This is a genomic window from Undibacterium sp. WLHG33, from assembly GCF_049544815.1.
GTDB lineage: Bacteria > Pseudomonadota > Gammaproteobacteria > Burkholderiales > Burkholderiaceae_D > Undibacterium.
In genome coordinates, this window is the sequence record NZ_CP186697.1 from 1,033,330 (window position 1) to 1,058,992 (window position 25,663).

Genomic DNA, 25,663 nt, shown 5'->3' on the forward strand with positions numbered 1-25,663 from the left:
GCAACGAATGGAAATCTTATGTATCGCGCACTCCTTTTTATCCGCTCTTTTATTTTCATGTTGCTGATGATTGCCATCACGGTGATCTGGTCCCCCATCAGCATGCTGTTTGCGTTCCTGCCATATAACCAGCGTTATTACATTACTGCGCGCTGGAACGTTTTTGTGGTGTGGGCTGCTAAAGTTGTTTGCGGTATCCGTTATGAATTCAAAGGATATGAAAATTTTCCGGATGCACCGGCGATTATTTTGTCCAAACATCAGTCAGCATGGGAAACGATTTTCCTGCTGATGGCGACACCGAGACCATTGGTTTTTGTATTCAAAAAAGAAATTACGTATATCCCGTTTTTTGGCTGGGCGATTTCGTTGTTGCGCATGATCCCTATTGACAGAAACAAAGGTAAGGATGCGTTTGCCCAGGTTGTCAGCATCGGTAAGAAGCATCTGGCAGATGGTCAGTGGATCATCATGTTCCCGGAAGGCACCCGCATCGCGGTCGGTAAAAAAGGCTCTTACAAAGGTGGTGGAGCCCGTCTGGCGGTCGAAACCAATACACCGGTGGTGCCGATTGCGCTGAACTCAGGCGAATGCTGGCCAAAAAATTCGTTTATCAAAAAACCAGGGCTGATCACAGTCTCGGTTGGTAAACCGATTTCACCGGAAGGCTGCACTGCGGCAGAACTGATGCAAAAAGTCGAAACCTGGATAGAGGCGGAAATGCGGGTGATTTCCCCTGAGGTTTATAAAGACGAGAAGAAATAATCCCCTGCCCCGCCTGCTTGCTGAATACGTCTGCAAGCCTTGATGCGCGGTGATGAATTCCCGGCAAATACCTGCCGCTGTATCACCGCTCTATCAACGTGAATGCAACGCTTGATTGCCGCTTTGTCTTTGCTTCAATGCAGTTTCGCGCGACTCCAGCGGATTTTTTCAACTTGGTATACATTGCGCTCTGGTTCTTCTTTTTTGTCGTTGCGGATAAAAATGTGCAATACAAGTTCAGTGTCATCAATGTATCTCAGTTGAAATGAAATCCCCGCTTCCATCTTTAGGTAATGCCATACAACGCGCCTTACAACTGGATTTGTTCGGCGATTTTTTGTTGTCGGAACGCCTGCGCTCACCTACTCCGGCGGCGACGCCAGTACTAACTCCACAACCAGGCAAACCAGCGGTACAAGCACCTGTACCTTCGCCAACATTACCAGTCACAGACACCGTTACAGCGCCCAGAGCAGGCGATTTGCGCCGCTTACTGCTGCAGGGAACATGGCTGACGTATCAGTTGCAAAGATCAAAGCGACGCAGCATCGGTTTCCTGATCAACGAAGACGGCCTGCGCGTCACCGCGCCACGCTGGGTCACGCTCGCTGATATTGAAAAAGCCATCCATGAAAAGCAGGCGTGGATCTTACGCAAGCTGGCGGAACGGCGCGAACTGACCGCACGTCGTCTGCGGCCGGCAATGGAATGGCGCGACGGTGCCCGGCTGCCCTATCTGGGAAACGAGATTACCTTGCGCATCGCACCAGGCGCTGCCAATGCAGCTCATTTCTGCCACGAAGCGAATGAACTGATGATCAGCCTGCCGCACGAAGCCAGCGAACAGCAATTGAAAGACCGGGTACAGGCATGGCTGCAGCAGGAAGCCAGACGCGAATTTAATCAGCGCTTGCCGGTCTTCGCCGAGAAATTGAATGTCCGTTATCACAGCATGACTTTATCAGCAGCGACAACCCGCTGGGGATCATGCACCTCGCAAGGTAAGATAAGACTGAACTGGCGGCTGATCCATTTCTCGCCACAAATTATTGATTATGTCGTCGCGCATGAACTCGCGCATTTGCGGGAAATGAATCATAGTCCGCGTTTCTGGGCGACGGTACAATCGGTCTTTCCTGACTTCGAGACGGCCCGCCATCAGTTGCGTCAGCATGTCAGCGCAGATCTACCCGAATTCTGAAAAAAAAGGGGGAGTATCCTGAATAGTCCCTCTTTAATCAGCATCAACACTAAGGCTTTTTTAATAAATTTGAATTACTCCCCCCAGTACATAAAGGAAAACACATGCGCATTCTGCACACTATGTTACGCGTCGGTAACTTGCAACGATCCATAGCTTTTTATACCGAAGTGCTTGGTATGAAATTACTGCGCCAGTCGGATAACCCTGAATACAAGTACACGCTGGCGTTTCTGGGCTACGGCAGCAACCCTGAGCATGCCGAACTGGAACTGACTTACAACTACGGCGTTGAGCAGTACGATATGGGCACAGCCTACGGACACATCGCAATCGCAGTACCGGATGCGTATGCCGCCTGTGAAGCGGTCAAAGCACGCGGCGGCAATGTGACACGCGAAGCCGGTCCGGTGAAAGGTGGCAGTACGGTTATCGCGTTTGTACAGGACCCAGACGGCTACAAAATTGAATTCATTCAGCGTATGTCTGAAGTCAGCCTGTAATCGTTGCGGTAATACGCAGCTTCAATAAAAAAAGCGCGGAGTCTCTGCGCTTTTTTTAGACATCCTAAAGAATGGATTGCGTCCGGCTACTTTTGTTCTGCTTCTTTTTCCTTCTCGCCCGGATAACTGACCATCTGATTGATTGCCCTTGCGAGGAAACGTACGCTGAGAATAAACAGCAAGAATAAACCGGTAAAAATCGCTGTCCACATCAATGCAATCCAGACAAAATAAATTTTTTATTACAGCAACAACGAATATGCAAGGTTAATAACGTTTGCCCGAATCAATGATTCATTGATGACGCATGTTTGGTTATTGCATTGTTCAGCAGCCGTTTACAGACTTTCCGCGGGCAGACGAACAATTGGCTTCAAGATATTGAACACTGAAAACATACGCTCATCTTTGATGCTTATACATGTCCGTACCGGCGAAAATACGCAATCAGGCCGCTGGTCGAGGTGTCGAGCTGGGCATCATTCGACTGATCCCCCATAATCGCCGGCAATAAGCGGTTCGCCAGTTGCTTACCTAATTCAACACCCCATTGGTCGAATGAGTTAATGCTCCAGATCACACCTTGCACAAAAACTTTGTGCTCGTACAGCGCCAGCAGCATCCCCAGCTGGAAAGGGTCCAGACCCGGCATCAGTATCGTGGTGGAAGGCTGATTGCCTGCAAATACCTTATGCGGCAGCAATTTCGCGATCTGCGCCTCACTCAGTCCCGCCTGCGTCAGTTCTTCCCTTGCCTGCGCCTCCGTTTTGCCAAACGCAAGCGCTGCGCTTTGGGCGAGGCAGTTCGCCAGCAATGGCGCCTGATGTCCGGGCAAAGGAAAATCACTGGATGCCGCCACCACGAAATCACAGGGAATCAACCATCCGCCCTGATGCAGTAGCTGGAAAAAAGCATGCTGCCCGTTAACGCCGATTTCTCCCCAGACAATGGGATTCGTGCGGCACGTCAGCGCCTGACCATCGCGATCAACAGCCTTACCATTCGACTCCATTTCCAATTGCTGTAAAAACGCCGGCAAATGTCGCATCGACTCGTTGTAAGGCAAAATGGCGGTCGTTTCAGCACCAAGAAAATTCGTGTTCCAGATCGAAATCAGCGCCATCAGCACGGGCAGATTCTGTTCCAGCGGCGTGGTCCGGAAATGGCTGTCCATCGCTTCTGCCCCCATCAGCAGTCGCTCAAAACTATTCATGCCTATCGCCAGGGCTACAGATAGCCCTACCGCCGACCACAAAGAATAACGCCCTCCGACCCAGTCCCAGATTTCAAGAATATTGCTGTCGGGAATACCGAATTCATGCGCCTTCGCCGGGCTGGACGTGACGGCAATAAAGTGTTTGGCGATTGCCCATTCCTCCATCGCGGCTGCCATCAGCCATGTGCGGGCTGTATGCGCATTAATGCTGGTTTCCTGTGTCGTGAACGTTTTGGATGCCACCACAAATAAGGTAGTGCGCGGATCAAGCTCCTCCAGCAGAGGCGCCAGATGTGCGCTGTCCAGATTCGACACATAATAAAATTTCAGATGCGGATGCTGTAATGCTGACAGCGCACGGGTGGCCAGTTTAGGACCCAGATCAGAACCACCGATACCGATATTCACGATGTTTTGTATAGCGTCGCCCTTAAAGCCACGCCACAAGCCGCTGCGGACACGCTCAACAATGTCGCGCATCCGTTTGCGGACCGCCCGCACCTGCGGCATCACATCATTGTCTGCCGCCGGAAACGGCTTGTAATCCATGTGGCGCAGGGCGGTGTGCAAAACAGCACGGTCTTCGCTGATGTTAATTTTCTCACCGGAAAACATACGGTCACGCCAGCCTTCGACATCGGACAGACGTGCCAGTGCCAGCAGGCTGTCCAGTGCAGGCTGATCCAGCCGCTGCTTGGAATAATCGACCAGCAAGCCTTCGAGTTCTGAGGAAAAACGCTGAAATCGCTGACTATCCTGTGCAAACAAATCCCGCAGATGCATCTTTTCGAGACGCTTCTGATGTTGTAACAGAGAGTGCCATTCCGGTGTCAGCGTAATATTCATATCGTCAAAACCAATGTGAACTGAAAGTGAAGAAATAATCCGCAGTGAATCAATCGTTAAGCAGTAACTACGCAGCAGACAGCAGGCGGGCCAGATTCACATATTGCTCCAGCGCGATTGTCTCAGGCCGCGCCTGTGGATCGATACCGGCATCCAATAACTGCTGTTCGGTAAACATACCGGCAACGCAATTCCGCACCACTTTCCGCCTTTGCGAGAACGCTTTGGTCACAACAGCTTCGAGATTCGCCTGTTCGCAAGCCAGCATGTCCGATTTCGGGATCATACGTACAATCGCCGAATCCACTTTCGGCGGTGGATCAAAAGCCTCGGGCGGCACGATAAACAACAGATCCATGTGATAACGCCATTGCAGCATGACTGACAAACGCCCGTAGGCTTTACTACCCGGCTCGGCCACCATACGTTCAACCACTTCCTTCTGCAACATGAAATGCTGATCCTGTACCAGCGGTGCAATCCCGGCCAGATGAAATAATAAGGGACTGGAAATGTTGTACGGCAAATTGCCGACGACCCGTAATTTCTTTCCTTCCGGTACGGGAATGGAAGAAAAATCGAATTTCAACGCATCGCCTTCATGCACGATCAGTTTTTCTTCGGGAAAACTTTTTTTCAGACGAGCAACCAGATCGCGATCCAGTTCGACGACATGCATCTGCGGCACACCTTCCAGCAACAGTTGCGTCATCGCGGCGAGACCGGGACCGATCTCAACCATGGTATCACCCGGCTGCGGATTGATAGCGCGGATAATCTGGCTCAATACCAGCTGATCGGTCAGAAAATTCTGACCGAAACGTTTACGAGGAATGTGTTTCATGATGATGTTTTGTTTTTTGCCATGGCGGCGGCGCTGCGTATTGCCACTTGCATGCTACCGATATCGGCGTGTCCCACGCCTTTAGCAGCGAGGTCGAGCGCAGTGCCATGATCGACGGAGGTACGGATCAGCGGCAGACCCAGAGTAATATTAACGCCCAGTCCGAAACTCGCATGTTTAAGTACAGACAGCCCTTGGTCGTGGTACATGGCCAGCACACAATCTGCGTCCGCCAGGTATTTTTGCTGGAATAAGGTATCGGCCGGATAAGGACCGCTGACATTGATACCCCTGCTTTGTGCTTGCTGAATCACGGGTGTAATGACGTTGATTTCCTCCATACCGAGATAACCGTTTTCACCCGCATGAGGGTTTAAACCTGCGACCAGAATACGTGGCTGCGACAGGCCGAACTTGCCCCGTAAATCGGTATCAATGATCTGTATCGTGCGCAATAAATGCTCAGGCTGTATCGCCTGCGGAACGTCTTTTAATGGCAAATGCGTGGTCGCCAGCGCAACGCGTAAGGGTTGAGGCAAGTGGTCGCTGGCTTCGCAAGCAAGCATCATCACAACCTGTGGCGTATGGGTTTTTTCCGCGAAATATTCTGTATGACCACTGAATTTGACGCCTGCGTCGTTGATCGTGCTTTTCTGCAGGGGCGCTGTCACGACAGCATCACACCAGCCCCGTTCCACCGTTTCGATAGCGATGTCCAGTGTATGCAATACTGCGCGGCCATTACGCGGATCTAACTGACCCGCAACCACGTGCGCACTTAGCGGGCAGTCAATGACGCTCATCCGGTCAGCCGGTATTGCCGACAGGCCATAATTCCTTACCGCCTCGATAGAGACTGCCATCAGGCGAATGGCCGGATCAACGTCATTTGCCAGCATCGCCAGATAAGCAGCATCACCTATCAGTACCGGCCTCACCTCGTGACGTAAAGACCAGGCCGCACGCAGAGAGATTTCCGGTCCGATTCCTGCCGGCTCCCCTACCGTCAGGGCAATGACCGGCAATCTTGGTTCTGGCATTATTGATCTTCCCGGTATTCAACATAAGTACGGTCACGCAATTCGCGCAACCAGTCCTGCAGTGCTTCATCCGCTTTGCGTTCGCGCAAAGCCTGACGTGCGATCATGCGCTGGCGGTCTTTCGACTGATCTTCCACTTTACGTTCCAGCACCTGAATCAGATGGAATCCGAATGGTGATTGCACGGGGTCGCTGACTTCATTGATCGCGAGTTTATTCATCGCATCTTCAAATTCTTTCACGGTATCACCCGGATAAATCCAGCCAAGATCACCGCCTTTTGATGCACTGCCATCAGCAGAATTGGTTTTAGCCAGTTCTTCAAAGGTCGCTGTTTTATTCTCTATCTGCTTTTTCAGATCCAGTAATTTCTGCCGGGCCTCAGCTTCTGTCACGATCTGATTTGCTTTGATCAGGATATGACGAACGCGGGTTTGCTGAACCGCTGCAACAGCAGGCTGTCCCTCACTGGCAGCGCGCTTACCAACCAGTTTCAAAATATGAAAACCGTTCGGACTACGTATGATTTCAGAAAACTCGCCGACCTTGATTTTGTTAATCGCATCAATAAACAATTGCGGAATACGGTCTTGTTCACGCCAGCCGATATCGCCGCCTTTCAGGGCTTCGGCGCTGTCTGAGTAAGTCACTGCCAGCTTGGCGAAATCACCGCCCGAACGCAATTTCTGCACAACTTCTTCAGCGCGGTTACGGCGCAGAGCGATTTGCTCAGCAGTGGCATTTTCAGGAATACGGACCAGAATATGCTGCAAGTTGATTTCCTGCTTACCTACTTTGGCACTGGCTTCTGCGGCGAGAAAATTATCAATCTCTGATTCGGTAATCAAAATTTTGCTATCGACTTCACGCTCACGGATACGTTGCATCATGATGTCGTCACGGATCTCTTCGCGGAAACGCGCAAACGAAGTACCTTCACGTTCGATCTGATTGCGAAATTCCTGCAGATTCATCTTATTCTGCTCCGCCATACGCTGTAAGGTACGGTCCAGCATCACATCATCGACCCGCATGCCGTTTTCTTTGGCCAGTTGCAGCTGAGCACGGTCAACAATCAGGCGCTCAATTATTTGTTTCTTCAATTCTGCCCGGTCCGGCAAAGCAGTTCCTTGCGCTCTGAGCCGGCGCTCAACAGAAACGATACGCTCATTGACCTCTTGCTGCGTGATCACTTCATCATTCACAACCACGGCAATGCTGTTGATCGCTTGCGGTTTCGCTGACGCAGTTACCTGCTGCGCCAGAACGGACTGACTTGCCAGCATACTTGCGGAAACGGCCAAAACAGTAATAAGAGTGCGTTGTTTCATGTACAATAAATGTCGCATAATGTTCTAAAAAGCTGGTTAAGCAAGGCGTCAGAGCAGCGTGTTCTGAGAGAGCAAAAGCTGCAATATACACGTTCGCTCTCATTTCACAAACAAGCGCAGCCTGACATTGCCGCAGAGAAAATCATCAATGACTTTTTTTCCGTCTAAACGAACGTCAATTAACGCTCACTAACCGGTTGATAACCGGAGATATTCCTTTTTAATGCTTCTATCGGGTTATTACCTATCCCCAGGCGCGCCAGGCCATTGAGTTCAAGCTGTATCGAAAAACCTGAATTATTGTTAGTGCTGTTGACCGCAAAACGCTGCGCGAGGAAGCGCAAGGACCAGCAATCGGCTTTGTATTCAAAACCAACCAGACCATCAACCACGCGCTTGTCCATCAGGGAATAATTGCTGCGACCGACGGCATACCAGCGATTCGCAATCGGCCATTGTCCCGAAATATCGAGCTGTTTCAAAGTGTCTCTTTGCAAGCGGTATGACAGATTCAGGATCTTTTTCACTTCGGGCTGCCAGCGTATACCGTAACTCGCCTGAACTGACTGATGCGTACTCTGATTCAACTGCAACGCGGCATCTGCCGTCAATGTCGGCGACACTTTCCCTGAGGCTGCCAGCAATATGTCTGAACGGCTGGGACTGGTCACATTATCCAGCGTCACACGCTGCGTGTTGAAATAAAAACGCTGTCCCAATGCGAGTTTCAGTCTTTCTTCACCATCCAGCTCGATATAGCGTGACACCAATGCGGCTGTAATCTGATTGGCGTCACCGATACGATCCTGTCCGGTAAAGCGGTTTTCGCTGAAAATCTGGGCAAAATTAAAATCGGCGACACCGCTGTCAAAATTAGGGAAAGCAGACTGTTCGCGATAGGGAGTACGCACATAGAACAGGCGTGGCTCCAGCGTTTGCGTCACTTCTCTACCAAGCAGGCTGGACTGCCGCTCAAACACCAGACCGCTATCAACCGAGAAAGTCGGTACTACACGGTGAAAATTCGGATCCTGTCCCGGCGCGATATTCGACAACTGGTAATTGGTGGCATGCAGTGAAACTTTAGGCACCACAAAATAGGCTGGTTCAACCAAGGGGAACGAAACCTGTGGATTGATGACCAACCTGTCACCTCGCACTTGCGTCGGATGCCAGAAGCGCGTCAGCATTGCATCCGCGGACCAGTCAAAGCCTTTCACATCATGTTGCTCAGCATGAAATTGCAGTTGCGGCAAACGATCATATGGCCGGGCAATGGGTGCTGCATAATCCTGCAGCACCTGATAATTACTGGCGCGTAAATTCAGATTCCAGAACGATCCGGCATACGTGAAATTAATATCGCGCATTAATAAACGCTGTGAGGTTTTGGTGATCGAATTGGAAAAATCAGAGGGATAGTTATCATCTGACGCGTAGTTCAGATTCCAGTTCATTCCCAGCTCTGGCAGCAGTTGTTGCTGATGAACGGATGTCAGCGCATAGCGATTGGTATTTGTGACACGGTCATTATTGAGCCCCTCAATACTGGTCTCACCGCGATAGGTTTCACCCAGATAGCGTCCTTCCGCACCGAGTTGCAAACCGCGGCGTGAAATAAGCTTAGGGTAAAGAGTCAGATCGCGATTCGGCGCAATATTGAAATAATAGGGTAACGCAAATTCTGCGCCGCCCTTCGACGACGCACCGAAAACCGGTGGCAGAAAACCTGAATGACGCGCGCCGGACAATGGGAACGTCAGCGAGGGCGTTGCCAGAATCGGTGTTCCAAGAAAATACAGCACAGATTTGCCGGCCACTCCTTTGTCGAGCCCGGTATCGAGATCCAGCGTTTCAGCACGTAAATACCAATCGGGGTCCAGACCTTCACAGGTGCTGTAGGTTCCCTGATGAACCACAGAACGTTCGTCATCAATGAAATCGATCTTTGCTGCCTTACCCTGTGCATTATTACGCAACAGTTTATAAACAGGATTCATCACATTGCCCGAACTGGAATCCAGCTGGACACGGGCACTGTCACCGCTGTAGCAATCACCGTTGCGTTGCAGCCTTACCTTTCCTTCCGCGTCAACTTCATCTTCGAGAAAACGGTAAGACGCTTTATCCGCATTCAGCGTCGTCGCGCCTTTCACTACTTCGACATCATTTTCAAAGTGGATAAATCGTTCAGGCCGTCCCCACATCCGTTCAGACTGTACCGTCGTTGGTGCATCTTTATCGTCGGTTTTAGCTTGATTTTTTTTCTGACGCAGCACCATATCTTCCTCGAAATTCTGAGGACTTGTTGTTTGAGCCTGGGCCTGCGCGAAGAAGGCCGGTACGAGTACCGATACGACAATCGCTGGGATAGTAGGAAACATCAGCGGTGAATGAGATAATACGGGTTTCCTGCGCATGTATTCAGAGGTCAGTAAGCGTTTTGCAAGTATGCTGGTCGGTATCATTCAGACAATCCGCCAGAAATCAGTCGCCTATTATAGGTGAAATGCTGACAAAACCATCTGAACAGTGCAGACAAACTAACTCTCTTACCATTTTGCCCATGTCATCGAACGTTACACCGACGCAAACACCGACACACAATCCCTCTTTACCGGATAAAAAAGAAGAACGCCGGCTCGCTCTGCGTGAGTGGTTGACTCATTTCCCGGAATACGAATTGCTGACAGAGACGATGCGTCCGGCCTCAGCCGATGCCAGTTTTCGCCAGTTCTACCGGCTTGACACCAAAAGCGGCGGCAGCCTGATCGCGGTTGATGCACCGCCAGCCACAGAAAACTCAGCGGCTTATATCAAGGTGGCCGATCTGTTACGTCAAATGAATTTGTCGGTGCCACAGGTATTCGCGCACGATCTGGCGCAGGGCTTTCTGCTGGTCAGCGATCTGGGTCAGCACACCTATGCGCATGTACTCAACAATGACACTGCCCATAAACTGTATCTGGATGCGATAGACAGCCTGATCCTGCTACAAACCCAGAGTCAGCCGGATGTATTGCCAGAATACGATCGTGCATTTCTGTTGCGTGAACTGAATATTTTCACCGAATGGTATATCGGTAAACATCTGGGTATTACTCTGACAGAAGCGCAAACCAAAACGCTGGACAAAGTTTTTGAACATCTGCTCACCAGTGCAATGGCGCAGCCACAGGTGTTTGTTCACCGTGATTTTCACTCACGCAATCTGATGTGGATGGATAAAGGCAATCCCGGCATCATCGATTTTCAGGATGCGGTATACGGCCCTATCACCTACGATCTGGTATCCTTGCTGCGCGACGCCTATGTACAATGGGATGAGGAAATGGTGCTCGACTGGGCCATACGCTATTGGGAAAAAGCGAAACGTGCAGGCTTGCCCGTCCCCACTGACATCGACAATTTCTACCGCGATTTTGAATGGATGGGACTACAACGTCATCTGAAAATTCTCGGTATTTTCAGCCGTCTTTCGCATCGCGATGGTAAAGACACCTATCTCGCCGATATACCGACGGTGATGGAATATATACGTAAGACCTCACACCGTTATAAAGAACTGGTGCCGCTGTTGCGCCTGCTCGACGAGTTGGAAAATACAGCGCCACAAGTTGGCTATACTTTCTGAGGCGAACATCATGAAAGCCATGTTACTCGCAGCAGGACGCGGTGAACGCATGCGTCCTCTGACTGATGATTGTCCGAAACCCTTGCTGAAGGTGCGTGGCAGACCACTGATCGTCTGGCACTTACTGAATCTGGCGAAAGCAGGCATCACCGAGATCGTTATCAACCATGCTCACCTTGGTCACATGATAGAATATGCGCTGGGTGATGGTTCAAAATTCGGTGTGCAGATTCAATATTCAGCTGAAGCCAGTGCGCTTGAAACCGCAGGTGGTATCGCTAAGGCGCTGCCTCTGATCGGCGAAGATCCGTTTGTGGTTGTGTCGGCCGATATTTATATTCCGCACTTCGATTTTAAAGAATGTCTGAACACGCTGGAAGACCATGATCCATGGGGCAATCCGCACCCTGTCGATCAGCGTGATATCGCCTGGCTGTATATGGTAAAAAATCCATCCTTTCATCCGGGGGGCGACTTTGCAATGACGCTCATGGGGCTGTCGAACGAAGGCACACCAAGACATACCTTTGCCAATGTCGGCGTGTACCGGCCAGAAATGTTTGCCAGCATACGCCCGGGCGATCACGCAAAACTCGGCCCACTGCTGCGTGAATACATCGATGCGGGTCGCGTCGGCGGAGAATTGTATCGCGGTGAGTGGCATAACCTCGGCACACCGGATCAGTTAAACGCACTCAACGCACCGTTGACGTTCAAGCGGTGAAAACAATGGAAAAACACAGCCATGCCCATTACCAGATCCGGCGCCAGCGACTGATGGCGCTGATGCAGGCACATGGCGGCGGTGTCGCCATTATTCCGACTGCCCGCGAACATATCCGTAACAACGATAATCCGTTTCCATTCCGGCACGACAGTTATTTTTATTATCTGTCCGGCTTTGATGAGCCTGAAGCAGTATTGGTGTTAGTTGCCAATGCAAATGAAGAAAAATCGATATTGTTTTGCCGTGAGAAAAATCCCGAACGGGAAATCTGGGATGGTTTCCGCTTCGGACCAGCTGCAGCTAAAACTGCATTCGGCTTTGATCTCGCTGATGCCATCGACAATATCGACACTGCAATGCCGGATTTTCTGGCCGATGCGCACACCTTGTTTTACAGCACTGCTGCAGAACCGCATCTGGACACGCAGGTACATCAATGGCTACAGGCAGTACGCGCCAAAAGCCGCACAGGGATTCAGGCTCCGTCCCATACCATAGATGTGCGGGTACTTCTGGATGAGATGCGACTCATCAAAGATGAGACAGAAATCGCCCTGATGCAACGCGCCGCGGACATCTCTGCAGCGGCACATGTGCGAGCCATGCGCAGCGCCCGCCCTGGTCAGTTTGAATATGAACTTGAGGCTGAATTGCTGCATGAGTTTCTTCGCCTGGGCGCACAGTCCCCGGCGTATGGCTCCATCGTTGCCAGCGGCGCCAATGCCTGTATTCTTCATTATCAAAGCAACCGGGCACAAATAAAAGACGGTGATTTGATCCTGATCGATGCCGGCTGTGAATTCAACAGCTATGCTTCCGATATCACGCGTACTTTTCCGGCGAATGGTCGCTTCAGTCCGACACAGAAAATCTTATACAACATTGTGCTGGCAGCGCAGCAGGCGGCACTGGACTGCGCGCGCCCTGGCAGCAGATATATGGATGGACATCATGCGGCGTTACGTGTGCTGACGCAGGGAATGCTGGATACCGGTTTATTAAACAGAAACAAGGTCGGCAATCTTGATGATGCATTGGCAAGTCAGGCTTACCGGCGCTTTTACATGCATGGCACAGGGCACTGGCTGGGGCTGGATGTACACGACGTAGGCAATTACAGGGAAAGCGAATACAGCGGCGATGAAAGACCCTATCGCCAGCTACAGGAGGGGATGGTGATTACGGTAGAGCCAGGTATCTACGTACAGCCTGCTCCCGACGTGCCGGAAGAATTCTGGAATATCGGCATCCGCATCGAAGACGATATCCTGATTACCGCTGACGGACATCACAACCTGAGCCGGGATACACCAAAAACGGTGACAGAAATTGAAGCAGAAATGCATTCCACATAGATGATGAAATCAACGACTCCAGCCATTATCAATGATGTCGACATCGCTATCTGCGGTGCTGGCCCAGCCGGACAAGCGCTCGCTTTGTTGTTGCATAAACAGGGAATAGCAGCAGACCGGATCGCCTTATTTGACGGAAAAACCAGTGCCGAGGCTGAGCAGGATGCACGTACAATCGCTCTGTCCGCCGGCAGTCAGCAAATTTTAGAGATGGCAGGCAGCTGGCCAGTCAAAGCAACCCCGATCAACGAAATTCATGTCTCGCGGCGCGGCCATTTCGGACGCAGCCTGATCAACGCTGATGATTATGCAGTGCCAGCCTTAGGTTATGTCGCACGTTACGGCGACATCATCGCACCAATGCAAAAGGAAATTCTGCGGGTCGGTATCCGGATTCACCGTCCCCTGCTGGTCAGCGGTCTGGATGAAGCGAATGACCATGTGCGTATCAATCTGCATAATCCGGTAACTGGCGATCACAGCAGCATGAGCGCTAATGTGGTTGTGCAGGCAGAAGGAGGCACATTTTCCGATCAGTCTGCGCGCACGCGTCGCCATGATTATCAGCAGACCGCCATCATTGCCCATGTCACCAGTGATCAGCCTTTACCACACCGGGCATTTGAACGTTTTACCGAACAAGGGCCGCTCGCCTTGTTACCGCAGGAAAACGGATATGCACTGGTCTGGTGTGTGCGTCCAGATGTCGCCGATACATTATCCGCTGCCGATGATGTGAGCTTCAAACAAGCGTTGCAAAAGGCATTTGGTAATCGCATCGGACAACTGCAGCAAATATCAGCAAGGGTATCTTACCCGCTCGGTCTGAATGTGCAGACACACGCAACAGCCCGCACCGTCAGCATAGGTAATGCAGCGCAAACTTTGCATCCGGTGGCGGGACAAGGACTGAATCTGGGATTACGAGACACATTTGTTCTGGCCCGTTGCCTGAGCCGCCATGCGCATCAGCTTGATCATCCGGCAGCCATACTGGAAGCTTTTATCCGGCAGCGGCAAGCGGATCGCGGCATCACCATACACCTGACCGATACGCTGGCGCGTGTTTTTGCCAGTACGCCAGATGGCTCATTGACGCAGTCGCCGCTAGGTCTGGGTCTCAGCGTGGTGGACATATGCAACCCTGCACGCGACGTTCTGGCAGGGCATATGATGTATGGCTGGCGTTAAGCAGGCTGATGTCAGCATGCATCCGTCATCGCGTTTTCACCGGAGCTTTTTCTTAAACAAGCTATAATCCGCCCCCTGCATTACTCATCACTAAGGACTCGGTTATGAAATTACGTACCAAAAGACGCGCACTGAATTACACACGTTTGTACAATTACCAGCTCGCCACCGTACTCGAAGCAGCATTCGAAGAATTCCGTATCAGCTTTGCCAAAGAAGGCGAATCTCTTTCTGAGTCCCTCGATTCCCTGCAAAAACTTGGCGCCAGCTATCGTCACTTCAAAAAATTTGCTTTACGTTTTGGCTTTACCCGCTGATACGATTCGATATCCCGTCAGGAAGGGCATTCTGCCCTTCCTGTACACTTCTTAGCTGCTTAAACGGGGCGTACTTTGCCTGCATAGCCGCAGCTGGCATCACAAACTGACTCAGGTGGGTTCTGATAAAACTCGCTGAAAAACAAAAGCATCTGAGCTGTTATTCTATCGGCAGGCCACTGACCGGTTTAATTTCTTCCATACAAATCATCGAACGCAGAGATGCAACGCCGGATACCTGCATCAAGGTATCCGTCAGAAACTGCGACAAACTCTTGAGATCTTTCGCAACGACTTTCAGGATGTAATCAAAGTCGCCTGAAATCGTATGGCACTCAATGATGTCAGGGAATGCCATCAGTTGACGTTCAACCTCACGCACATTTCGAAACTGCTCGCGATCGAGTGACAGGTTCACAAATGCCATGACGCCGAGACCAACGGACTCAGGTGCAACTTGCGCGACATAGCCGCGTATCACTTTTTTTTCTTCCAGCGTTCTGACCCGACGCAAGGTTTGCGGAGCAGATAAATGTATCTGCTCCGCCAGATGCAAATTACTCATACGGCCATCGTCTTGCAGGCAACGCAAAATACTGCGGTCATAATTATCCACACTAGACTCCAATCAAAATATTTTATTAAAAATCTTATTTTAGAAATTAAAACATACAAATTTTTATTTTATGAAATTTAATTTCTATTTTTAACAATAAAACATTGAATTTAGCAATCTAATTATTGACCTGACTGGCTACAATCTTCAGCAGAACACGTCATGTAATAAGGCACAAAGATGCGTGAGGCTTTTACGAAATTCTGAAAATTTCACAAAAGCATCCGGGCTGACAGCAGGCAGATCAATTCAGTCCAGTGACGATGTTTTTACTTACTATCAATACGGAGAACATCATGGTCGCTTTCATTGGCACACAAGACATGCAAAAGCATTTGCGCGAAGTTGGCGTCGACACAGCTATCACCCGCATGGCAGCAATGATCAGGGAGGACTATCTGCGCTGGGAATGCTTCGACAAATCTGCCAGAGTTGCACATCATTCGGATATTGGCGTCATTGAGCTGATGCCAATTTCTGATGGTAAGAGTTACTCGTTCAAGTACGTCAATGGTCACCCAAAAAATACAGAAACAGGTTTGCTGACAGTCACCGCATTCGGGGTGCTGGCCGATGTCGCAACCGGTTACCCACGTTTACTTTCAGAACTGACACTGACAACAGCGATACGTACCGCTGCGACTTCTGCACTGGCTGCATCCTGTATGGCACGTAAAAATTGTCGCAGTATGGCATTGATAGGCAATGGTGCACAGAGTGAATTTCAGGCCATTGCGTTTCATACGATGCTGGGAATCAAAGAGTTGAGAATTTATGATGTCGATCAGCAAGCCAGCGATAAACTGATACGTAACTTAAGCAGCTTTCCGGAAATACGTATTATCCGTGCGATCTCGATCGCTGAAGCAGTCAAAGGTGTAGATGTGATCACCACGGTCACTGCGGATAAAACCAATGCAACGATCCTGACGCCGGAGATGATAGAGCCGGGTATGCATATCAATGCGGTGGGTGGCGACTGCCCGGGAAAAACGGAACTGCATTCCGCCGTGCTGCAGAACGCTCAGGTTGTCGTCGAATATGAGCCACAATCACGTATCGAGGGAGAGCTACAGCAGATGCCGGCAGATTTCCAGGTAACAGAATTGTGGAAAATTTTGAGTTCAGACAGTGTTTATCGTCAAAACGACGACAGCATCACTATTTTTGATTCTGTCGGCTTCGCGCTGGAAGATTTCTCTGCGATGCGTTATCTGGAGAAATATGTGATGCCACATTCCTCCACGGTTCTGGATCTGCTGCCAGTCATGCAAAATCCTAAGGATTTGTTCGGTATGAGCATGAGCGGCAAACACAATAACGATACGTACATGTCAGTCACTGAAAGAGAACAATATAGTCTTCCTGAAATATCCTCTCCCGCTTAAACTTGCACCTATCTCACTCACATAATTTAAAAAAGAATGAAGACTATTTCTTTAATTGGTGCGCCAACGGATGTAGGCGCGAGTGTCAAAGGTGCCGGCATGGGGCCGGATGCACTGAGAGTGGCAGGACTCAATGAAGCACTCGTGGCACGCCAGTTTCATGTCGTTGATCATGGCAATCTGCATGGTCCAGCCAATCCCTGGCAACAGCCGGTCAATGGTTTACGTCATCTGAAAGAAGCGATCGACTGGAATCAGGCTGTGTACGACGCGGTCAACCAGGCACTAATACAGGGACATATTCCGATGATGTTAGGCGGCGATCATTGCCTCGCCATCGGCTCGATCAGCGCGGTCGCGACGCATTGTCGCCGCGCAGGAAAAAAGCTGCGTGTATTATGGTTCGATGCGCATGCGGACAGTAATTTATCCACCATCAGCCCGACCGGTAATATTCATGGAATGCCTGTTGCTTGTCTGATGGGACATGGTCCGCAGGAGCTGATCAGTTATGCCGGGCACACTCCTGCAATGCAAGCTGCCGATATCCGCCTGATAGGGATTCGCAGTGTCGATGCCGGAGAAAAAAAGTTTATCCACGATCTGGGAATGCAGGTATTCGATATGCGCTACATTGATGAGTATGGCATGCGCAATGTAATGAGCTCTGCGCTGGCAGGTATCGATGCAGACACGCACCTGCACGTCAGCTTTGATATGGATTGTCTCGACCCAGGCATCGCTCCTGGCGTCGGTACTGCAGTGCTGGGAGGCCCGACTTACCGTGAAGCACAACTGTGTATGGAAATGATTGCCGATACCGGTTTGTTGGCTTCACTTGATCTGGTGGAATTAAATCCAGCACTGGATATCCGTAACCAGACAGCCATTCTGGCAGTCGATCTGATCGAGAGTTTGTTTGGTAAGTCTACATTGGTGAGAATGTAGACCCGAATTGGCTCCCTAAACGGATGTTGTAATCAAGATAGTGTGCACAACATCCGTTTATTTTACCGAGGCTTAGACCCAATTTTATCAATCAGTTTTTCTCTTGTTATTCCCGAGTTACCATCCTGATCTTTTTCTCGAATTTCCTTCTCCCGCAATACCTTTTCATTATTTGAAATAACGTAACTTTCCGTCAGCTTCTTCCACGACGCCTGTTTTTCTAAAATAGTATCTGTTACTTTTTTTGCTTCGGTAGAAATATGAGCGTAGGTTGTATCCATCAAATGAACGGCTTTTGTCATTTCCTCGTCCGTCATGATTTCCTCAATATCTTTGGGAATCGCTTTACCCGCAGGTAAAACCAGATTGACGTTGTCAACGAAACGGTTATAACACTCCAGCCATGACTTAACCTCGTTCGTAACTCTCTTAATATCATCGTTTGTTTTAGATACATCCGGTATCGAAGGCTGAACGCAGTTAAAGCGTTCAAACTTAACGTCACCGCCATCAAACTGGTCTGTGAAATACTGAATTTGTGATTTTTTCAGGTTCCGTTTAGCAATCAGATTTACAAAACCCTGTGCTTTCTGATTACCTTGTGCTGCCGACTTTTTAAACCACTGCTCCGCTTTGTTGGTATCGATTGCCATACCATCGCCGTACCAGTAAAGCTCCCCCATCATTTCCTGTGCTTCAGCATTACCATTATCAGCCAGTTTGGAAAACAAGGCGGCCGATGCTTTGTACTCTTTATTTTTATAGAGCTTATACGCATCAGAAAGCTCATCTGCGTAGCTGTCGGCGACAAATGACAGAGCAAAAGCAACAAAAACTAATTTAATCATTTGAGATCCTTTCATCCATGTTCATTGAATTTTTTAATCAGAAAACTATTTTTCTGCTCAGTGGAACTCTCTGGATTTTTTTCAAAAAAAGAGATGGTTTCTGAATAACATTATTAATATTGCATGTCTACAAATTCTTCACTATTTCTGAAAATAAAAAGTAAAAAGATAAAAAAACCTCTCGTTGTCTTACGAGAGGTTTTAGAAAAAATTAAGAATGACGCTTAATCAACCGCTTTCACCATATCTTCTATAACTTTCTTCGCATCACCAAACACCATCATGGTTTTATCCATGTAGAACAATTCATTATCGAGACCAGCGTAGCCGGAAGCCATAGAACGCTTGTTCACGATGATGGTTTTGGCTTTGTAAGCCTCCAGAATTGGCATCCCTGCGATCGGTGATTTAGGATCTTTTGCTGCAGGATTGACGACGTCGTTAGCACCGAGTACCAGCACAACGTCTGCCTGGCCAAATTCGCTATTGATATCTTCCATCTCAAACACCTGGTCGTACGGTACTTCCGCTTCTGCCAGCAGCACATTCATGTGTCCAGGCATACGCCCCGCCACAGGATGAATCGCATATTTGACGGTAATGCCTTTGTGTGTCAGTTTTTCCGTCAGCTCTTTCAGCGCATGCTGCGCGCGAGCCACAGCCAGACCGTAGCCGGGAACGATAATGACTGTTTCCGCATTACCGAGCAAAAATGCAACGTCATCTGCCGAACCGGACTTCACATTTCGCTGTACCTGTCCACCGGCGGCTGCTTCAGCGGGCGCGCCACCAAAACCACCAAGAATCACATTGAAGAACGAGCGATTCATTGCCTTACACATAATGTAAGAAAGAATCGCGCCGGACGAGCCAACTAATGAGCCTGCAATAATCAGCATCGAGTTATTGAGTGAAAAACCAATTCCCGCGGCTGCCCAACCTGAGTAACTATTGAGCATGGAAACCACGACCGGCATGTCGGCACCACCGATAGGAATGATGATCAGCACGCCCAATACAAATGCGATCAGCGCCATCAGGACAAACGGTATCCATGCTGGTTCTGTACCAGGCGCAAAGCAGAAGATCAGTCCGAGCCCGACCATCGTGATCGCCAGAATCAGATTCAGAAAGTGTTGCCCTGCAAAACTGACCGGTGCGCCCTGAAACAAGCGGAACTTGTATTTACCTGATAATTTTCCAAATGCAATCACGGAACCTGAGAACGTAATCGCACCAACAAACGTACCGATAAATAACTCAAGTCGATTACCGAAAGGAATCGCAACATTACGTGTCGTGATGTTGAAAATCCATGGTTCTGCAACGACGGCCACAGCAATACATACTGCCGCTAAACCAATCAGTGAGTGCATCGCAGCAACCAGTTCCGGCATCTTGGTCATTTCAACCCGTTTTGCCAATGTTGCACCAATACCACCACCGACAATCACACCCAGCGCGACCAGGCCATAACCAAGTCCACCGCCAGCCGCTTCAGTCTTGAGTTTAAAGATCAGGGCGATGGTCGTCGCAACAGCTACGACCATCCCTATCATGCCGAAAGCGTTACCACGGCGCGCCGTCGATGGATGCGACAAGCCTTTTAACGCCTGAATAAAACAAACAGATGCAATCAGATAGAGCATCGTGACCAGATTCATGCTCATTATTTGCTCTCCTTGCTCGCGTTGGTCGGCGTAGCCTTAGGTTCTTTTTTCTTAAACATTTCCAGCATTCTCTGTGTCACCAGAAATCCGCCGAACACATTCACTGCCGCCAGCGCCACCGCCACAGTTCCCATCACCTGGGCCAGCAAACCTTCAGTCAGTCCTGCTGCCAGCATGGCACCAACGATGATGATGGCAGAAATCGCATTAGTCACGGCCATTAATGGTGTGTGCAATGCGGGAGTAACCGTCCACACCACGTGATAACCGACATAAATTGCCAGTACAAAAATGATGAGGTTGGTTAGGGTATGACTTACTTCCATGATGTCCTCTCTTTAGTATGGATTAAGACATGCAAAAGCAGACGATACTGTCGCGAGGAACAACCAGTCTGAAAATTTTTAAAGATTCAGTCCAGATGCTGCCTCGCCAATATTGCCTCAATACTCTTTCAAACTGGTGATCTGATTTTTTGTATTCACAAACACCACATTCGGTTTGTGATTTCGCGCTTCCTCGTCTGTCATCGGCGCGTATGTACAGATAATCATCAGATCACCCAGTTGCACCTTGCGGGCTGCAGCGCCATTCAGGGAGATTTCGCCACTTCCACGTTTGCCTTTGATGGCATACGTCGAAAAACGCTCACCGTTATTGACGTTATACAGCTCAATCTGTTCGTTCTCGATGATATTCGCAGCGTCGAGCAGATCTTCATCTATCCCACATGAACCTTCGTAGTGGAGATCGCACTGGGTCACAGTTGCGCGATGAATTTTGGCGCGGAGCATATTTCTTTGCATGGTATTTCTACTTTCTATTGCTTGTTACAAAAAACTTAAAATCTGTTTTATTTTCTGAGTACCTCACCGCCAGCACAAACCAGAGTTGCAGCTACGATTTCGTCTTCACGATTAATCGCCAGTCCGGCCTCTTTATCAATAATTAATTTCAGAAAATCGAGTACGTTACGTGCATATAAAGCGGACGCATCGGCTGCAACCAGGGTCGCCAGATTCGGTTCGCCGATAATGTGTACACCATATTTAGTAACTGTTTTGTTCAATTCAGACAAAGGACAATTACCACCTTGCTCCACCGCCATATCCACAATGACCGAACCAGGCTTCATCGCTTTGACTGTTTCCTCCGAAATTAAAACCGGGGCTTTCCGTCCCGGGATCAGCGCTGTCGTGATGATGATGTCAGCTTGTTTCGCTCTTTCGTGAACTAGCGCAGCCTGACGTGCCATCCAGGCAGCAGGCATAGGTCGCGCGTAGCCACCAACGCCCTGAGCGATTTCACGCTCTTCGTCTGTCTCGTAAGGTACATCAATGAATTTTGCACCGAGCGATTCAACCTGCTCTTTCACTGGCGGTCTGACGTCGGATGCCTCAATGACAGCACCAAGGCGTTTGGCCGTCGCAATTGCCTGTAAACCGGCCACACCGACGCCCATGATTAAAACGCGAGCCGCTTTCACCGTTCCGGCCGCGGTCATCAGCATAGGCATAAAACGCTGATAAGTATTTGCAGCCAGCATCACTGCTTTATAACCAGCAATGTTTGCCTGAGAAGACAGCACGTCGAGTGACTGCGCACGGGTAATGCGCGGCGCAGCTTCCAGAGCGAATGCATTCAGACCGTGTGCGGCCATTACTGCAATATTTTCAGTATCGAAAGGATTCAGCATGCCCACTAACGTTGTACCGGACTTGATCAAAGCCCGTTCGTCAGCGTCCGGGGCACGCACTTTCAGCACCAGTTCGGTACCAAATGCGTCTGCAGCAGAACCTATTTGAGCTCCTGCTGCTTGATAAGCTTCATCAGTGATACTCGAGGCCACACCAGCACCAGACTGCACAATCACCTGATGTTTTGCAGCTACGTACTTCTTAATGGTTTCCGGAGTTGCCGCAACACGCGTTTCTCCGGGCCGAGTCTCGGCGGGGATGCCGATTTTCATAGATTTGCTCCCTGACTAAGTAAATGAAATCTTTTTTATGCACATCGCAGAAAAACAAGTGCAAACCTGCTCTCCTGATCTGGCATCGGTCAGTTCAGGAAATCAATAAGGAACTGATCCGGCCAGCTGAATCCGGTAACGGCAGACACCGGGGTCAATCTGAAAAAAGCCATGACTATCTGATGTAAAAAATAACAATGCTTACCAGATACTTACATTTAACAATAGGAAACGATATTACACGTAAAATGTTTTTTAGAACAACCGTTCGTTTTTGTGGTTTTCTACTATTTTCTGTTTGATACAAAGTATGTTATGCACAATGATGCCGTCAATTCCAGACTATTTCAGCTCTCAGCACTGCAGCTTTTAGAAAAAAACCATTGTTCTCCGCCGGACTTCAGTGCACTCCCCACCTGCATGTGCTTAACTCAGTAGCCATAGAACATTTACAACATCCGTACTTCGAGCCTGTAACAGAATGCTGACTGACGACACAAAAGCCCGTGGCAAAGTAAAATGTCGGACTTACTGAGAAAAGCTATGTCAACTATCTGGAAACCATCTGTCACAGTCGCAGCCATCGTCGAGCGTAACAAACGCTTTCTAATGGTGGAAGAAGAAACAAACGAAGGCATTCGCATTAACCAGCCTGCCGGCCACCTGGACCCGCGGGAATCGCTTGAACAGGCGGTAATACGTGAAACGCTGGAAGAAACAGCTCACGACTTCACGCCGACGGCGCTGATCGGAACTTATCTGTCACGCTACGCATCTCCCAAAACCGGGGACGATGTAACTTATCTGCGTTTTGCATTCACCGGTGAAGTCGGGCAGCAACATGATCGCCCACTGGATACCGGCATTCTGCGAACGATGTGGATGAGTTACAACGAAATACTGAATGCAGAACATATTCACCGCAGCCCGCTGGTGTTGCAATGTATTGATGATTATTTGCGAGGGAAGCGTGCGCCGCTGTCCCTCATGTTCACACACCCGAGCGTATTATGAGTAAAAAACGAGTAGTGATAGGTATGTCTGGCGGCGTTGATTCATCTGTATCTGCATGGCTATTAAAAGAACAAGGTTATGAAGTCATCGGCCTTTTTATGAAAAACTGGGAAGATGACGATGACTCAGAATATTGCTCCACCCGTGAAGACTGGATAGATGCGGTCAGCGTTGCTGATGTCGTTGGCGTCGATATTGAGGCAGTCAATTTCGCCAGCGAGTATAAAGATCGCGTGTTTGCTGAATTTTTACGGGAATATCAGGCTGGACGTACACCTAACCCGGATGTGCTGTGTAACGCAGAAATCAAATTCAAAGCATTTCTGGACCATGCCATGAAACTGGGTGCCGACTACATCGCAACGGGTCACTACGCACGTGTGCGGGAGGTCAATGGTGAATTTCAGTTATTAAAAGCGATGGACGCCAGCAAAGATCAAAGTTATTTTTTGCACAGGCTAAATCAAAAGCAACTCGCCAATACTTTATTTCCTTTAGGTGACATTCATAAAACTGAAGTCAGGAAAATTGCCGAGCAATTACAATTACCAAACGCAAAAAAGAAAGACTCGACCGGGATTTGCTTTATCGGCGAACGTCCTTTCCGCGAGTTTCTGAACCGCTATCTATCCTATAAACCGGGTCCAATTAAAACCCCTGAGGAAGAAATAATAGGGCAGCACGTTGGTCTGAGTTTTTATACCTTAGGACAACGTAAAGGCATAGGCATAGGGGGCATCAAATCTCACCAGAATGCTGACGGCAGCAGCGATGCCTGGTATGTCGCAAGAAAAGATGTGGCACAAAATACCTTGTACGCAGTTCAAGGGCACGACCATCCCTGGCTCTTGTCTTCTGACCTCGAAGCAACACAAGTCAGCTGGGTCTCGGGACGCGCTCCTGAGACCGCGGCCTTATCCGCAAAGACGCGCTACCGTCAGCCCGACGTCCGTTGCCGTTTTGACGGGGATCTTGAGCAATTTCATCTACATTTCGATCAGGCACAATGGGCCGTGACACCGGGGCAATCTGCCGTTTTATATGATGGTGATATCTGTCTCGGAGGAGGGATTATTCATTCCGCCAGCGCTAAAAAATGAATTTTTGAGCACAACGGATCAGTGTGAAAAATATGGAAAAGCTGGTTACGACGGAATTAATCTAAATTTTATTTAAAATATTCTTTCCTGAATTAAATAATCGCAATTTTTTGATACGTTTTGTCGCTTTACAATTCAGTTTAATGAAATTACATTTACATTTTTCTTACACTGGAAACGCCAGCAAATCATGAATCATCCTGATACGCAAGTCCTGGGCGGTACCGTCAATGCGCGGATAGGCAAGGTGTATATGAACTTGTCCAAAGCACATAAAAAAGCCGCGGACTATGTACTGTCGAATGTGTTCCGGTCAGCGACGATGTCGATCGACGAGCTTGCGAATGCGGTTGGCATTTCCGTTGCTACTGCCAACCGGTTTGCGCGTGCGCTGGGGTTTGACGGATATCCCCAATTCCGCGCGGAACTTGTATGTGGTTTTGAGGCCATGCTCGCACCGATCGACAACCTGCGCAGCGAAGTTCAACGTCCTGCAACCAGCACCGAGATTATTGCTGGCTCTCTTAACGAAGATCTGGCGAATCTGGAAGCCACACGTCGCGGCCTCGATCCGGCATTGTGTAACCAGGCCGTCAAAATGATCCTGAATGCCGAGCGCATTTACATCATTGGTTACGGTGCGAGTGCCTTTCTCGCAGGACTGATGGCGCACAGTCTTGACCCATTTTGCAATACCGTACAATCGACTATCGGTACAGGCGGCCCTTCCACAGTAGCCCGGCAATTGTTCAAATACACTTCGCGTGACCTGGTGATTGGTATTTCTTTTCCACGCTATGCAGAAGATGCTGTGACCATTTTGCGGCAACTGAATGAGAAAAAAGTGCCGGTACTGGCACTCACTGATGCACCCAGCTCACCATTAGCAGCGCTGGCAAATATCACTTTGTATGCACAGACACGGCGTCATTTCTCACCTAACTCTGAAGGCGCAGCACTCTGCCTGATCGAAGCTATCTGCAGCGCCGTAGCCCATCAGGCAAAAGCGCCGGTACATGCCGCATCGGAAATGACAAAGTTTGTGATGCCATGGCTGTATCAGGAATCAAATACAGGTGGTCGCAAATCATCACCGGAACTGAGAGTGATCGACGCTGACCGGCCTGCGTAAAACAGGTT

Annotated in this window: 26 protein-coding genes; 14 read left to right on the forward strand and 12 right to left on the reverse strand. The window is 49.4% G+C overall.

Annotation, left to right across the window (positions count from 1 at the left end):
* Positions 1–18: 18 nt before the first annotated feature.
* The 4 genes from ACOTSW_RS04660 to gloA all read left to right on the forward strand — a co-directional run bounded on the left by ACOTSW_RS04660 (position 19) and on the right by gloA (position 2,469).
* Complete coding sequence (locus tag ACOTSW_RS04660; protein ID WP_423681281.1) at positions 19–765, forward strand: lysophospholipid acyltransferase family protein; 747 nt, start codon at positions 19–21, stop codon at positions 763–765.
* 98 nt (positions 766–863) lie between these two features.
* On the forward strand, positions 864–1,034 hold the full coding sequence (locus tag ACOTSW_RS04665) for a hypothetical protein (RefSeq protein WP_423681283.1): 171 nt from the start codon (positions 864–866) through the stop codon (positions 1,032–1,034).
* Positions 1,031–1,966 (forward strand): YgjP-like metallopeptidase domain-containing protein, encoded by a 936-nt coding sequence (locus tag ACOTSW_RS04670; RefSeq protein WP_423681284.1) that lies wholly within the window; start codon positions 1,031–1,033, stop codon positions 1,964–1,966. Before ACOTSW_RS04665 ends, ACOTSW_RS04670 begins: the two co-directional genes overlap by 4 nt.
* A gap of 104 nt (positions 1,967–2,070) precedes the next feature.
* The gene (gloA, locus tag ACOTSW_RS04675) at positions 2,071–2,469 is read left to right on the forward strand and encodes a lactoylglutathione lyase (RefSeq protein WP_423681286.1); all 399 of its coding nucleotides are present in this window, start codon (positions 2,071–2,073) and stop codon (positions 2,467–2,469) included.
* 86 nt (positions 2,470–2,555) lie between these two features.
* Here gloA and ACOTSW_RS04680 read toward each other — a convergent pair whose 3' ends face one another.
* The 6 genes from ACOTSW_RS04680 to ACOTSW_RS04705 form a co-directional block, all read right to left on the reverse strand.
* Positions 2,556–2,681 (reverse strand): hypothetical protein, encoded by a 126-nt coding sequence (locus ACOTSW_RS04680; protein ID WP_423681288.1) that lies wholly within the window; start codon positions 2,679–2,681, stop codon positions 2,556–2,558.
* Between the two features lie 203 nt (positions 2,682–2,884).
* Positions 2,885–4,531, reverse strand: coding sequence for a glucose-6-phosphate isomerase (gene pgi, locus ACOTSW_RS04685; protein ID WP_423681289.1), 1,647 nt, complete (start codon positions 4,529–4,531; stop codon positions 2,885–2,887).
* Between the two features lie 67 nt (positions 4,532–4,598).
* Positions 4,599–5,375, reverse strand: coding sequence for a 16S rRNA (adenine(1518)-N(6)/adenine(1519)-N(6))-dimethyltransferase RsmA (gene rsmA / locus ACOTSW_RS04690; RefSeq protein ID WP_423681290.1), 777 nt, complete (start codon positions 5,373–5,375; stop codon positions 4,599–4,601).
* Positions 5,372–6,415, reverse strand: a complete 1,044-nt coding sequence (gene pdxA, locus ACOTSW_RS04695) for a 4-hydroxythreonine-4-phosphate dehydrogenase PdxA (protein WP_423681292.1) — start codon at positions 6,413–6,415, stop codon at positions 5,372–5,374. The genes rsmA and pdxA overlap by 4 nt, the downstream gene beginning before the upstream one ends.
* On the reverse strand, positions 6,415–7,764 hold the full coding sequence (locus ACOTSW_RS04700) for a peptidylprolyl isomerase (protein ID WP_423681294.1): 1,350 nt from the start codon (positions 7,762–7,764) through the stop codon (positions 6,415–6,417). Before ACOTSW_RS04700 ends, pdxA begins: the two co-directional genes overlap by 1 nt.
* 161 nt (positions 7,765–7,925) lie before the next feature.
* Positions 7,926–10,214 carry an LPS-assembly protein LptD gene (locus ACOTSW_RS04705; protein ID WP_423681296.1) on the reverse strand — a complete coding sequence of 763 codons (2,289 nt, stop codon included), beginning with the start codon at positions 10,212–10,214 and terminating at the stop codon, positions 7,926–7,928.
* 98 nt (positions 10,215–10,312) lie between these two features.
* Between ACOTSW_RS04705 and ACOTSW_RS04710 the strand changes: the two genes are divergently transcribed.
* The 5 genes from ACOTSW_RS04710 to ACOTSW_RS04730 all read left to right on the forward strand — a co-directional run bounded on the left by ACOTSW_RS04710 (position 10,313) and on the right by ACOTSW_RS04730 (position 14,970).
* Positions 10,313–11,380, forward strand: a complete 1,068-nt coding sequence (locus ACOTSW_RS04710; protein ID WP_423681298.1) for an aminoglycoside phosphotransferase family protein — start codon at positions 10,313–10,315, stop codon at positions 11,378–11,380.
* Positions 11,381–11,390: 10 nt separating this feature from the next.
* The gene (murU, locus tag ACOTSW_RS04715; protein WP_423681300.1) at positions 11,391–12,104 is read left to right on the forward strand and encodes an N-acetylmuramate alpha-1-phosphate uridylyltransferase MurU; all 714 of its coding nucleotides are present in this window, start codon (positions 11,391–11,393) and stop codon (positions 12,102–12,104) included.
* A 5-nt stretch (positions 12,105–12,109) separates the two neighbouring features.
* On the forward strand, positions 12,110–13,462 hold the full coding sequence (locus tag ACOTSW_RS04720; RefSeq protein WP_423681302.1) for an aminopeptidase P N-terminal domain-containing protein: 1,353 nt from the start codon (positions 12,110–12,112) through the stop codon (positions 13,460–13,462).
* A gap of 3 nt (positions 13,463–13,465) precedes the next feature.
* The gene (locus ACOTSW_RS04725; protein WP_423681304.1) at positions 13,466–14,653 is read left to right on the forward strand and encodes an FAD-dependent monooxygenase; all 1,188 of its coding nucleotides are present in this window, start codon (positions 13,466–13,468) and stop codon (positions 14,651–14,653) included.
* A 104-nt stretch (positions 14,654–14,757) separates the two neighbouring features.
* Positions 14,758–14,970, forward strand: a complete 213-nt coding sequence (locus ACOTSW_RS04730) for a hypothetical protein (RefSeq protein WP_423681305.1) — start codon at positions 14,758–14,760, stop codon at positions 14,968–14,970.
* Positions 14,971–15,130: 160 nt separating this feature from the next.
* Here the strand turns inward: ACOTSW_RS04730 and ACOTSW_RS04735 are convergent, their stop codons facing one another.
* The gene (locus ACOTSW_RS04735; RefSeq protein WP_423681306.1) at positions 15,131–15,586 is read right to left on the reverse strand and encodes an Lrp/AsnC family transcriptional regulator; all 456 of its coding nucleotides are present in this window, start codon (positions 15,584–15,586) and stop codon (positions 15,131–15,133) included.
* Between the two features lie 296 nt (positions 15,587–15,882).
* Here ACOTSW_RS04735 and ACOTSW_RS04740 point away from each other — a divergent pair, with 296 nt between their 5' ends.
* Together ACOTSW_RS04740 and rocF are read left to right on the forward strand one after the other, a co-directional pair.
* Positions 15,883–16,974, forward strand: a complete 1,092-nt coding sequence (locus ACOTSW_RS04740) for an ornithine cyclodeaminase (protein ID WP_423681307.1) — start codon at positions 15,883–15,885, stop codon at positions 16,972–16,974.
* Positions 16,975–17,010: 36 nt separating this feature from the next.
* On the forward strand, positions 17,011–17,922 hold the full coding sequence (gene rocF / locus ACOTSW_RS04745) for an arginase (RefSeq protein WP_423681309.1): 912 nt from the start codon (positions 17,011–17,013) through the stop codon (positions 17,920–17,922).
* 62 nt (positions 17,923–17,984) lie between these two features.
* On the opposite strand, the gene ACOTSW_RS04750 is transcribed toward rocF, so the two are convergent.
* From ACOTSW_RS04750 to ACOTSW_RS04770, 5 genes are all read right to left on the reverse strand, one after another.
* Complete coding sequence (locus tag ACOTSW_RS04750; RefSeq protein WP_423681310.1) at positions 17,985–18,770, reverse strand: tetratricopeptide repeat protein; 786 nt, start codon at positions 18,768–18,770, stop codon at positions 17,985–17,987.
* Between the two features lie 224 nt (positions 18,771–18,994).
* Entirely contained in the window at positions 18,995–20,440 is a 1,446-nt protein-coding gene (locus ACOTSW_RS04755; RefSeq protein WP_423681311.1) for an NAD(P)(+) transhydrogenase (Re/Si-specific) subunit beta, read from the reverse strand.
* Positions 20,440–20,766 (reverse strand): NAD(P) transhydrogenase subunit alpha, encoded by a 327-nt coding sequence (locus ACOTSW_RS04760; RefSeq protein ID WP_186882920.1) that lies wholly within the window; start codon positions 20,764–20,766, stop codon positions 20,440–20,442. Before ACOTSW_RS04760 ends, ACOTSW_RS04755 begins: the two co-directional genes overlap by 1 nt.
* 117 nt (positions 20,767–20,883) lie before the next feature.
* Complete coding sequence (panD, locus tag ACOTSW_RS04765; protein WP_423681312.1) at positions 20,884–21,246, reverse strand: aspartate 1-decarboxylase; 363 nt, start codon at positions 21,244–21,246, stop codon at positions 20,884–20,886.
* A 47-nt stretch (positions 21,247–21,293) separates the two neighbouring features.
* Positions 21,294–22,409, reverse strand: coding sequence for a Re/Si-specific NAD(P)(+) transhydrogenase subunit alpha (locus ACOTSW_RS04770; RefSeq protein ID WP_423681313.1), 1,116 nt, complete (start codon positions 22,407–22,409; stop codon positions 21,294–21,296).
* Between the two features lie 543 nt (positions 22,410–22,952).
* On the opposite strand from ACOTSW_RS04770, the gene ACOTSW_RS04775 reads away from it, so the two are divergent.
* From ACOTSW_RS04775 to ACOTSW_RS04785, 3 genes are all read left to right on the forward strand, one after another.
* A complete protein-coding gene (locus ACOTSW_RS04775) occupies positions 22,953–23,423 on the forward strand; it encodes an NUDIX hydrolase (RefSeq protein ID WP_423681314.1) in 471 nt (156 codons plus the stop codon).
* On the forward strand, positions 23,420–24,523 hold the full coding sequence (mnmA, locus tag ACOTSW_RS04780) for a tRNA 2-thiouridine(34) synthase MnmA (RefSeq protein ID WP_423681315.1): 1,104 nt from the start codon (positions 23,420–23,422) through the stop codon (positions 24,521–24,523). The genes ACOTSW_RS04775 and mnmA overlap by 4 nt, the downstream gene beginning before the upstream one ends.
* A 190-nt stretch (positions 24,524–24,713) precedes the next feature.
* Entirely contained in the window at positions 24,714–25,655 is a 942-nt protein-coding gene (locus ACOTSW_RS04785) for a MurR/RpiR family transcriptional regulator (protein ID WP_423681316.1), read from the forward strand.
* Positions 25,656–25,663: the final 8 nt, after the last annotated feature.

Bases quoted from the DNA above. Each gene is read 5' to 3' on its own strand.
- ACOTSW_RS04660 (WP_423681281.1), top strand. From the start codon at position 19: ATGTATCGCGCACTCCTTTTTATCCGCTCTTTTATTTTCATGTTGCTG.
- ACOTSW_RS04670 (WP_423681284.1), top strand. From the start codon at position 1,031: ATGAAATCCCCGCTTCCATCTTTAGGTAATGCCATACAACGCGCCTTA.
- gloA (WP_423681286.1), top strand. From the start codon at position 2,071: ATGCGCATTCTGCACACTATGTTACGCGTCGGTAACTTGCAACGATCC.
- ACOTSW_RS04680 (WP_423681288.1), bottom strand. From the start codon at position 2,681: ATGTGGACAGCGATTTTTACCGGTTTATTCTTGCTGTTTATTCTCAGC.
- pgi (WP_423681289.1), bottom strand. From the start codon at position 4,531: ATGAATATTACGCTGACACCGGAATGGCACTCTCTGTTACAACATCAG.
- rsmA (WP_423681290.1), bottom strand. From the start codon at position 5,375: ATGAAACACATTCCTCGTAAACGTTTCGGTCAGAATTTTCTGACCGAT.
- pdxA (WP_423681292.1), bottom strand. From the start codon at position 6,415: ATGCCAGAACCAAGATTGCCGGTCATTGCCCTGACGGTAGGGGAGCCG.
- ACOTSW_RS04700 (WP_423681294.1), bottom strand. From the start codon at position 7,764: ATGCGACATTTATTGTACATGAAACAACGCACTCTTATTACTGTTTTG.
- ACOTSW_RS04705 (WP_423681296.1), bottom strand. From the start codon at position 10,214: ATGATACCGACCAGCATACTTGCAAAACGCTTACTGACCTCTGAATAC.
- ACOTSW_RS04710 (WP_423681298.1), top strand. From the start codon at position 10,313: ATGTCATCGAACGTTACACCGACGCAAACACCGACACACAATCCCTCT.
- murU (WP_423681300.1), top strand. From the start codon at position 11,391: ATGAAAGCCATGTTACTCGCAGCAGGACGCGGTGAACGCATGCGTCCT.
- ACOTSW_RS04720 (WP_423681302.1), top strand. From the start codon at position 12,110: ATGGAAAAACACAGCCATGCCCATTACCAGATCCGGCGCCAGCGACTG.
- ACOTSW_RS04725 (WP_423681304.1), top strand. From the start codon at position 13,466: ATGAAATCAACGACTCCAGCCATTATCAATGATGTCGACATCGCTATC.
- ACOTSW_RS04730 (WP_423681305.1), top strand. From the start codon at position 14,758: ATGAAATTACGTACCAAAAGACGCGCACTGAATTACACACGTTTGTAC.
- ACOTSW_RS04740 (WP_423681307.1), top strand. From the start codon at position 15,883: ATGGTCGCTTTCATTGGCACACAAGACATGCAAAAGCATTTGCGCGAA.
- rocF (WP_423681309.1), top strand. From the start codon at position 17,011: ATGAAGACTATTTCTTTAATTGGTGCGCCAACGGATGTAGGCGCGAGT.
- ACOTSW_RS04750 (WP_423681310.1), bottom strand. From the start codon at position 18,770: ATGATTAAATTAGTTTTTGTTGCTTTTGCTCTGTCATTTGTCGCCGAC.
- ACOTSW_RS04755 (WP_423681311.1), bottom strand. From the start codon at position 20,440: ATGAGCATGAATCTGGTCACGATGCTCTATCTGATTGCATCTGTTTGT.
- ACOTSW_RS04760 (WP_186882920.1), bottom strand. From the start codon at position 20,766: ATGGAAGTAAGTCATACCCTAACCAACCTCATCATTTTTGTACTGGCA.
- panD (WP_423681312.1), bottom strand. From the start codon at position 21,246: ATGCAAAGAAATATGCTCCGCGCCAAAATTCATCGCGCAACTGTGACC.
- ACOTSW_RS04770 (WP_423681313.1), bottom strand. From the start codon at position 22,409: ATGAAAATCGGCATCCCCGCCGAGACTCGGCCCGGAGAAACGCGTGTT.
- ACOTSW_RS04775 (WP_423681314.1), top strand. From the start codon at position 22,953: ATGTCAACTATCTGGAAACCATCTGTCACAGTCGCAGCCATCGTCGAG.
- mnmA (WP_423681315.1), top strand. From the start codon at position 23,420: ATGAGTAAAAAACGAGTAGTGATAGGTATGTCTGGCGGCGTTGATTCA.
- ACOTSW_RS04785 (WP_423681316.1), top strand. From the start codon at position 24,714: ATGAATCATCCTGATACGCAAGTCCTGGGCGGTACCGTCAATGCGCGG.